The following is an 8,894-nucleotide window of genomic DNA, read 5'->3' on the forward strand; positions in this document are numbered from 1 at the left end:
ATTAGGATCGCTTTTTTATGGAAGAGAGAGATCTTAACGTTTTAATGAGAGAAATACCTATAAAAAGTCATGTTCTGATTTTTATTTAACCAAAATAACCTTATTAAAAGTGTGAGATCCCACCCTGACCTGAACCCGGAGCGCGGTCCGGCGAAATAGCCGTGTATACGTTATATTTTGCTCCTGGCGCAGTTGCATAACCATTAGTGTCCAGATAGCCACCATTAATAAGGTAGTTATTTTCAATATGAAGATTATCTCCATATAAAATTTCATTAGCCATTATTGTTTCCTTAAATACTTTCAAGAAGTTATATGTATGTTATGTGTGTTCTATAAACATTTTCATGCCATTAGGAGTCAAAATTATCAATTCTTTTTACAACCACTCGCCGTGGCTAAATATCCTTGATTTCCAAACTCCGTAAAATTATATAACCTCTAAAAACAAGCAGATCTATTTTTATTTCTCAAAATAACCATCAAATATATGTCTTTAACTCACATTCCAATTATGCTTTTCTAATAAAAAATATATTTCTTATTGAGCCAAAGATTTATTTTTATTAGGAACACTCACACCAAAAATAATAAAAACAAACCGTAATGAATTTGTATTTAATTTAGAGAAATAATTTAATGAGGATAATAACATTAATTAATTATTGGTGAAAATGGCGATCGATAACAACAATCGCCAAATCTCAATAAAATCAGGCTGCAACTTTGGCAATAGAGTAAGTTTCTATCTCAATACATTGACTGAACCGCTGTAATTTTTTCTTGCTCTGTCTTTTCAGGCCAATAAATTCAAATTAATTTATCAGTCAATACAACAAAATAATCACAAAACTATTTAACTAGTTTGAAAATAATATCAATGAAAAATGAGACCAATAATCCGAAAATAATTATATTTCCGGATTATTATATATACCCTATAGATTTCAAGATGGATCGCGACAGCAAGGGAGTGAATCCCCGGTAACATAGGTAACTATGTTACCAGGGTGAGCGAGTGCAGCCAACAAAGAGGCAACTTGAAAGATAACGGGTATATAGAAGGATTAATTAATGGAACATTAATCGATGAATATCATCCTGATTAAACCACTTTTGATAAATTCCAAGTACCAGTTCCATTGCCTCGGTTAGAAAAAAGTGAAGTATATACATTATATAATGCACCATAAGCAGTAGCATTGAAACAAATATCAAGGAATCCCCCATGTACGTTACTGTAACCATTAAGAAAACGGATTATATCGCCTTCACGCACCTTACTATCATATCCACTCGTTGTATCCGAAAAAATATACCATGTCAGGGTATCAACCGGACGTGCTGCTTGATCAGCCGTATAAACATTATAGAGTTCAGGTGATGGCGCATAACCATTAGCATTAAGATATCCCCCATTATTCCCGTAAAGGTTCATTAGAAACACTGCATCACCACTATAAACCTGTGCTCCTATGTCTTTTCCGCTCGCAGACAAAATTTGCCATGTACCTGTACCCACATCACGGTTCGGCGAAGCAGCCGTGTATACATTATATTTTGCTTCTGGCACATTCGCATAGCCATTGGCATCTAGATAACCACCATTTCCATTATTATAGTTGTTTTTAATATGAATTTTATCACCGTATAAAATTACACCAGCCATGATTATATCCTTAAATACTTTCGCGAAGTTATATGTGTGTTATATGAGAATTTTCATTTAATTAAGAGTCAAAATTATCAATTATTTTTATAACCACTAGCTGCGGCTAAAAATCCTTTATTTCTAAACCCCATGAAATTATATAGCCCCCAAAAATAAGTGGATCTATTTTTATTTCTTAAATAAATCATTAAATATATGTTTTTAACTCACATTCCAATTATACCTTCCTAATAATAAATATATTTCATACAGAATCCCAAGTTTATTTTTATTAGGAATATTCATACCCCGCACAAGAAAAAACAGGAATTAATTTATATTTAATTTAGAGAAATAATTTAATGAGGATAATAATATTAGCTATTGGTGAAAATGGCGGTTACTAACAGCAAACGCCAATTCCCAATAAAATCAGGCTGAAACTTTAACAATAGAGTAGGTTTCTATCTCAGTACGTTGACTGAACCGCTGTTTGCGGCGATACGCAAACACATCTTCCACATGACCACTTCTAATCCGTTCCTGTAACGCCCGCCAGTAGTCTGCTTTAAATAAATCACTATGTATTTCTTCAAAATAGCAACGAATACGATTGTCAGTGCAAAGAAAATGTCGGAATTCTTCAGGAAAAACATCATTTGGCGCCACGCTGTACCACGGTTCACCAGCAAGTTCATCTTCTGGATAACGCGGCGGCGGGATATCGCGGAAGTTAACTTCTGTCATATAACAGATTTCATCATAGTCATAGAACACTACCCGCCCATGTCGCGTTACGCCAAAGTTTTTAAACAGCATATCTCCAGGGAAAATATCCGCCGCCGCAAGTTGTTTAATCGCATTACCATACTCTTCAATGACATCTTTCAGCTTCTGCTCTTCCACCTGTTCCATATAGATATTCAGCGGTGTCATTCGCCGTTCCATATACAGATGTTTAATCAGGATTTTATCACCCAGATCCTCCAGCTTTTCCGGCACTTCTTTCTGCAACTCTTCCATCAGTTCAGAACTGATGCGAGCTTTATCAATAACGAAATTTTCAAATTCTTGCGTGTCGGCCATTCTTCCCACACGGTCATGCTCCTTGACCAGACGGTAACACTCCTGTACCCGCTCCTGTGTCACCTCTTTCTGCGGCGCAAATCTATCTTTAATCACCTTGAAGACTCGATCAAATGAAGGCGAAGTGAATACCAACATCACCATCCCTTTAACACCGGGAGCAATCATAAATTTCTCTTTAGAGAAGGTAATAAATGCCAGATATTCCCGATAATATTCCGTCTTACCATGCTTCTGGCAACCAATTGCCATATAAAGTTCAGACGTTGATTTAGCGGGCAAAATTTCTCTCAACCATTCAACTAAAGCCGCAGGCAAAGGTGCATAAACCATAAAATAGGAACGGGCAAAACCAAATACAATGCTGGCATCTGCATAATCAGTCAGGCAGGTATCAACAAAGATGCCACCAGATTCGTTATGATGAATCGGCAATAAGAAAGGATAAACCTGACTGTCCATGCGGATTTTACCGACTAACCAAGCCGCTTTGTTGCGATAAAACAGTTCATTAGCTATTTGAAACGTCGCTTGTAGTAATTCTTCGACTAGAAATATCCGTTGCAAGTAATCTGTAATATAACGAATATCTCTCTCTAAATGTTCCCAAGGTAAACGCAGCGGCAGATCATTAAGTATCGTCCGCAACATTGAGGCAAGATTGCCATTAGGGAAAAAGTCACGTGATAACGGACGAGGAATATCCCGAAATCTACGCGCAGGCTGCGAGGTAAAAATAAATAATTTATCCGGTGTCAGATTGCGATGCTCAAACAGACGGCAATAAACAGAGTTAAAAAAACTTTCGGCAATTTCAAACCGGGGATAATCCGGTAATAAACTGGTATAAACAACCTTCACTTTAGCAATGTACTCTTCATCATATCCAAAAGCACTGTGTATACATTTAAGCTGCTCAACCACCAGCCCAACATGATGATCATAAAGATTGATGCGCTTTTTCATAGCTTGCTGAACAGCGAGCCAGTCAGCCTGTTCAAAGCGTTGTTGTGCTCCTGAAGTCACTTCCAAAAAGCGACCGTATTGTGCATCGAATCCCTGTAAAATAGTCTGTGCTATCAGATGTGCCGAATCTATCCCCATCGCAACTCCTCAATATATTCAGCCTGCAATAGGCAGGCTGAATAGAAACAATCAGAACTGCTGCTCTTCTGTGGAACCTGTCAATGCGGTTACTGACGATGTTCCCCCTTGAATAATCGTTGTGACTTTATCGAAATAACCCGTGCCAACTTCCTGCTGATGAGAAGAGAAGGTATAACCACGGTTTATTGATTCAAATTCTCTTTCCTGTACTTTCTCCACATAATGTTTCATGCCTTCACCCTGAGCATAAGCATGCGCCAGGTCGAACATGTTGAACCACATACTGTGGATACCCGCCAGAGTAATAAATTGGAATTTATAACCCATTGCTGACAGTTCATCCTGGAAACGCGCAATCGTCTTATCATCCAGATTCTTTTTCCAATTGAACGATGGAGAGCAGTTGTAAGCTAATAACTTACCGGGATATTTAGCATGAATCGCCTCAGCAAAACGACGGGCCATTTCAATATCAGGTGTTGATGTTTCACACCATATCAAGTCAGCATACGGCGCATAGGCCAAACCACGACTAATCGCTTGATCGATACCCGCTCTGGTACGGAAGAACCCTTCAAAAGTCCGTTCGCCAGTAATAAACTCACTGTCATAAGTGTCACTGTCGGAGGTTAGCAGATCGGCAGCATCCGCATCCGTACGAGCAATCAACAGCGTCGGTACGCCAGAAACATCCGCCGCCAAACGCGCAGCGACCAATTTCTGAATAGCCTCTTGTGTCGGAACCAGAACTTTACCGCCCATGTGACCACATTTTTTCACCGCAGCAAGTTGATCTTCAAAGTGAACAGCCGCAGCACCCGCTTCAATCATGGCTTTCATCAATTCAAAAGCATTCAAAACACCACCAAATCCGGCTTCCGCATCCGCCACAATTGGCAGAAAATAATCGATATATTCCTGATGATCAGCACCGACGCCATTTGCCCACTGAATTTGATCTGCCCGACGGAAACTGTTGTTAATACGTTTTACCACCGCCGGGACTGAATCCACCGGATACAAGGACTGATCAGGATACATACTGGATGCCGTGTTAGCATCAGCCGCAACCTGCCAACCAGAAAGATAAATCGCCTCAATACCCGCTTTTGCCTGCTGTAAGGCTTGCCCGCCAGTCAATGCCCCCAATGAGTTGACATAGCCTTTCTTAGCTTTGCCATGTAGCAGTTCCCACAGCTTTTTAGCGCCAAGCTGTGCCAATGTATGTTCTGGATTAACCGAACCACGCAATTTAACGACATCTTCCGCGCTGTACGGGCGGATAATCCCATTCCAACGGTCACTTTTCCATTCTTGTTCCAGTTGAGCGATTTGTTGAGTTCTGGAGATTGTCATAACTTCTACTTCCTACCTTTGTTAAATTAATCGGATAATGGTGTTTTGTTATTATTCGTTGCTTAAACTTCTCTAATGGAATTGGCTCTAATCAAGCAATTGATATCCCGGCAACGTTAGGAAATCTATCAACTCGTCCTGAGTGGTAATGCGCTCCATCAATTTGGCCGCATCGCTAAATCGCCCTTGACTGAAACGTGTTTCTCCAACCTCTTGCTTAATAACCTCCATTTCCTCTGCCAACATCTGCCTGAACAAACTTTTGGTCACTTTCTTACCGTTAGATAATGATTTTTCGTGATGCATCCACTGCCAAATGGATGTCCGGGAAATTTCGGCTGTCGCAGCATCTTCCATCAAACCATAGATAGGAACGCATCCATTTCCTGAAATCCATGCTTCAATGTATTGAACCGCTACACGAATATTGGCCCGCATACCTTCTTCAGTACGATCGCCTGGGCAAGGTTCCAGTAATTGAGCCGCAGTAATCGGTGCATCTTCCTCACGGAAAATATCTAACTGGTTTTGCCGCGCTGCCAAAACCTTATCGAAAACCTCCATCACTGTGTCGGCAAGACCTGGGTGGGCAATCCATGTACCATCATGACCATTACGTGCTTCTAGCTCTTTATCCGCCCGGACTTTAGCTAGTACCCAATTGTTGCGTTCAATATCTTTACTGGGGATAAAAGCAGCCATCCCCCCCATCGCAAATGCTCCGCGCTTATGACAGGTTTTGATCAGCAAACGGGAATAAGCACTGAGGAAAGGTTGATCCATCGTGACAGATTGACGATCAGGCAAAACTCGATCACTATGATTTTTCAGTGTTTTAATGTAGCTGAAAATGTAATCCCAACGGCCGCAATTAAGGCCAACGATATGGTGCCGAAGATGATAAAGAATCTCATCCATCTGAAATACAGCAGGCAAAGTTTCAATCAATACCGTCGCTTTGATTGTGCCTCTCGGCAGATCAAAACGATCTTCTGCAAAACTGAATACATCACTCCACCACTGAGCTTCGTGGTAAGACTGAATTTTTGGTAAGTAAAAATAGGGACCGCTCCCCTTTGCCTGTAATTGTTTATAGTTGTGGTAAAAATAGAGCGCGAAATCAAACAATCCACCGGCGATTGGCTCATTCTGATAGAGAACATGTTTTTCCGGTAAATGAAGCCCTCTTACCCGTGCGATCAGAACAGCCGGGTCTGGTTGCAATTGGTACTGTTTACCTTGCTCATTAACGTAAGAAATTGTGCCATTAACCGCATCACGCAGGTTGATTTGCCCTTCAATCACCTTATCCCAAGCCGGTGCTAAGGAATCTTCGAAATCCGCCATGAAAACTTTTACGTTAGCATTCAAAGCGTTGATAACCATTTTCCGTTCTACTGGTCCAGTGATTTCTACTCTGCGATCACGGAGATCCGCCGGAATATTTTGAATTTCCCACTCACTTTCACGAATGGAACTGGTTTCCGAAATAAAATCAGGCAATTCACCATCATCAATTTTCTTCTGCCAAATATCCCGATCGACTAACAATTTTTTCCGTGTATCAGTAAACCGAACAACCAGATCTTTCAGAAAATCTACCGCTTCAGGTATCAAAACCTCCTGCTCTGCTGCTCCAAATCGTTTAATAAACGATAATTCAGTCGCTAAAGTTTGCTGCGTCATTCATCTATCCTCATTTTAAAGCACACCTGAATAAGAGTAATAGATATTTAAAATAAATCAAAAACGATTTCCATTTTTTTAAAAATTTATTTTTATCCAATTAAAAACAATAGGTTATACGCAATATTACCTATTTTAAATTAGAGAAATTAATTCCATAAATTACAAGATCATTTAGTTAAGTTTTTGTTATATAAGATAAACTACAAAAAGTGCGGTATTTTGACAGGTGTTAATAACAGGAGAGTAGAAAAAATCAGAAGGGTTAAATGGCTGAATTTCAGCCATTTATAAGATATTAATCCAGTGTTGGATTCATGTAGGTAAGATCATATGGCGTGATTTGGTACACATAATAATTCAACCAATTCGAAAATAATAAATGCCCGTGACTACGCCATGATGCCAGTGGTTTTCTTTCTGGATTATTATCAGGAAAATAATTTATTGGGATCTTTGGCGCCAAACCGGCGGCTAAATCGCGTAAATATTCACTAGCCAACGTTCCAGCATCATATTCCGGATGACCAGTGACAAACACCATGCGCTTATCTTTACTCGCCAGTAAATACGCCCCTGCATCTTCAGAACTGGAAAGAATATCCAGATCAGTATGTTCACGAATAACCTGCTCAGGAAAATCGGCATAGCGAGAATGAGGAGCAAAAAAAGATTCATCAAAGCCACGAGTCAGTAATGCTAAAGGATCTAAAGTAGAGTGATAATAAACACCTGATAGCTTTACTTCTCTGGTAAGCTTCGGTAAACCATACAAAATATTCAAAGCGGCTTGCACTGCCCAACAAATAAATAGAGTAGAAGTGACATGCTCCTTCGCCCAACCAATTATTCTTTCCATCTGCTCCCAATATGCCACATCTTCGAATTCAACTAATCCTAATGGCGCACCAGTAACAATTAAACCATCAAAATTTTGGTGTTTTATCTGTTCAAAATCACAATAGAAGTTATTCAAATGCTCCGTGGGAGTATTCCTGCACTTCCGATTATCTACTCTCAGTAGCTGGATATCTACCTGTAAAGGCGTGTTGGATAGTAATCTTAGAAATTGATTTTCAGCCTCAATTTTCTTTGGCATCAGGTTAAGCAGCAATACCTTTAGTGGGCGTATATTTTGAATATTCGCACGAGTAGATGTCATCACGAACACATTCTCGTTTCGTAAAAAATTCACTGCGGGTAATTCATCCGGTATACAAATTGGCATGCTATGACCTCGACTTTTATCCATTTACACGTTTAGACTTCCAGACAGCTAAATCTAACTAAGTATTAACAGAATGTCGAGGCTTTACAAGTCAGCTGAAATTATTTCATTTTGGGTCATATTTCGATTTTCGATATATAAATAATTAATAATTTTTAATATTATAAAAATGAAATAATTCCAATTTTATTTTTAAAATAAAAGACAGCTAACTGGCATTACTTAAATATCGAAATAAATATCTTAAAATTCAATGATATAATTATTAAGCATTGGAGAATTCAATATAAAAAGATGAAATATATAAATAATTTAATTTCAAAACTATAAATATAAAAACAATATACTCTAATAAAGCAACAAAATTATTTTATAAACCTACCATGTCTTAAAATAATTTTAGGATGAAAAGTATCGAAGACAACATAGTCACAGCAACTGTAGGAACGGCTCGCAAGGGAATCAATCCGAAACTGCTAGCCGCAGATGGTGAAGACACCAGAGATAAAGGTATAGTCAACAAAAGCAAATGTCGACAAATATCGTAACGTTTATGGCACCAAAGCAACTGTCGTATGCATCGCATGTCGTATAAACGCAAAAACCCCCAGCTTACGCTGAGGGTTTCCACTGGATTGAAAGCCTGGCAGTGTCCTACTCTCACATGGGGAGACCCCACACTACCATCGGCGCTACGGCGTTTCACTGCTGAGTTCGGCATGGGGTCAGGTGGGACCGCCGCGCTATCGCCGCCAGGCATATTCGGTTTCCTTCCGGCCG

6 protein-coding genes and 1 rRNA gene are annotated in these 8,894 nt (G+C 39.5%); all 7 read right to left on the reverse strand.

Features of this window, described 5'->3' with window-relative positions; genetic code table 11:
- Positions 1-103: 103 nt before the first annotated feature.
- Positions 104-283, reverse strand: coding sequence for a hypothetical protein (locus EAE90_RS22375; protein WP_214055350.1), 180 nt, complete (start codon positions 281-283; stop codon positions 104-106).
- Positions 284-1,105: 822 nt separating this feature from the next.
- Positions 1,106-1,669, reverse strand: coding sequence for a hypothetical protein (locus EAE90_RS22380; protein WP_214055345.1), 564 nt, complete (start codon positions 1,667-1,669; stop codon positions 1,106-1,108).
- A 414-nt stretch (positions 1,670-2,083) separates the two neighbouring features.
- Positions 2,084-3,841: a bifunctional isocitrate dehydrogenase kinase/phosphatase gene (aceK, locus tag EAE90_RS22385; RefSeq protein WP_214055346.1), complete on the reverse strand. Its 1,758-nt coding sequence runs from the start codon at positions 3,839-3,841 to the stop codon at positions 2,084-2,086.
- Positions 3,842-3,892: 51 nt separating this feature from the next.
- Positions 3,893-5,200: an isocitrate lyase gene (gene aceA, locus EAE90_RS22390; RefSeq protein ID WP_214055347.1), complete on the reverse strand. Its 1,308-nt coding sequence runs from the start codon at positions 5,198-5,200 to the stop codon at positions 3,893-3,895.
- Between the two features lie 87 nt (positions 5,201-5,287).
- Complete coding sequence (gene aceB, locus EAE90_RS22395) at positions 5,288-6,886, reverse strand: malate synthase A (RefSeq protein WP_214055348.1); 1,599 nt, start codon at positions 6,884-6,886, stop codon at positions 5,288-5,290.
- A 298-nt stretch (positions 6,887-7,184) separates the two neighbouring features.
- Complete coding sequence (metA, locus tag EAE90_RS22400) at positions 7,185-8,114, reverse strand: homoserine O-acetyltransferase MetA (RefSeq protein ID WP_214055349.1); 930 nt, start codon at positions 8,112-8,114, stop codon at positions 7,185-7,187.
- A 641-nt stretch (positions 8,115-8,755) separates the two neighbouring features.
- Positions 8,756-8,871: ribosomal RNA gene (rrf, locus tag EAE90_RS22405) — 5S ribosomal RNA — on the reverse strand.
- Between the last annotated feature and the right edge of the window lie 23 nt (positions 8,872-8,894).

The organism is Photorhabdus caribbeanensis, assembly GCF_018448885.1.
Taxonomy (GTDB): domain Bacteria; phylum Pseudomonadota; class Gammaproteobacteria; order Enterobacterales; family Enterobacteriaceae; genus Photorhabdus; species Photorhabdus caribbeanensis.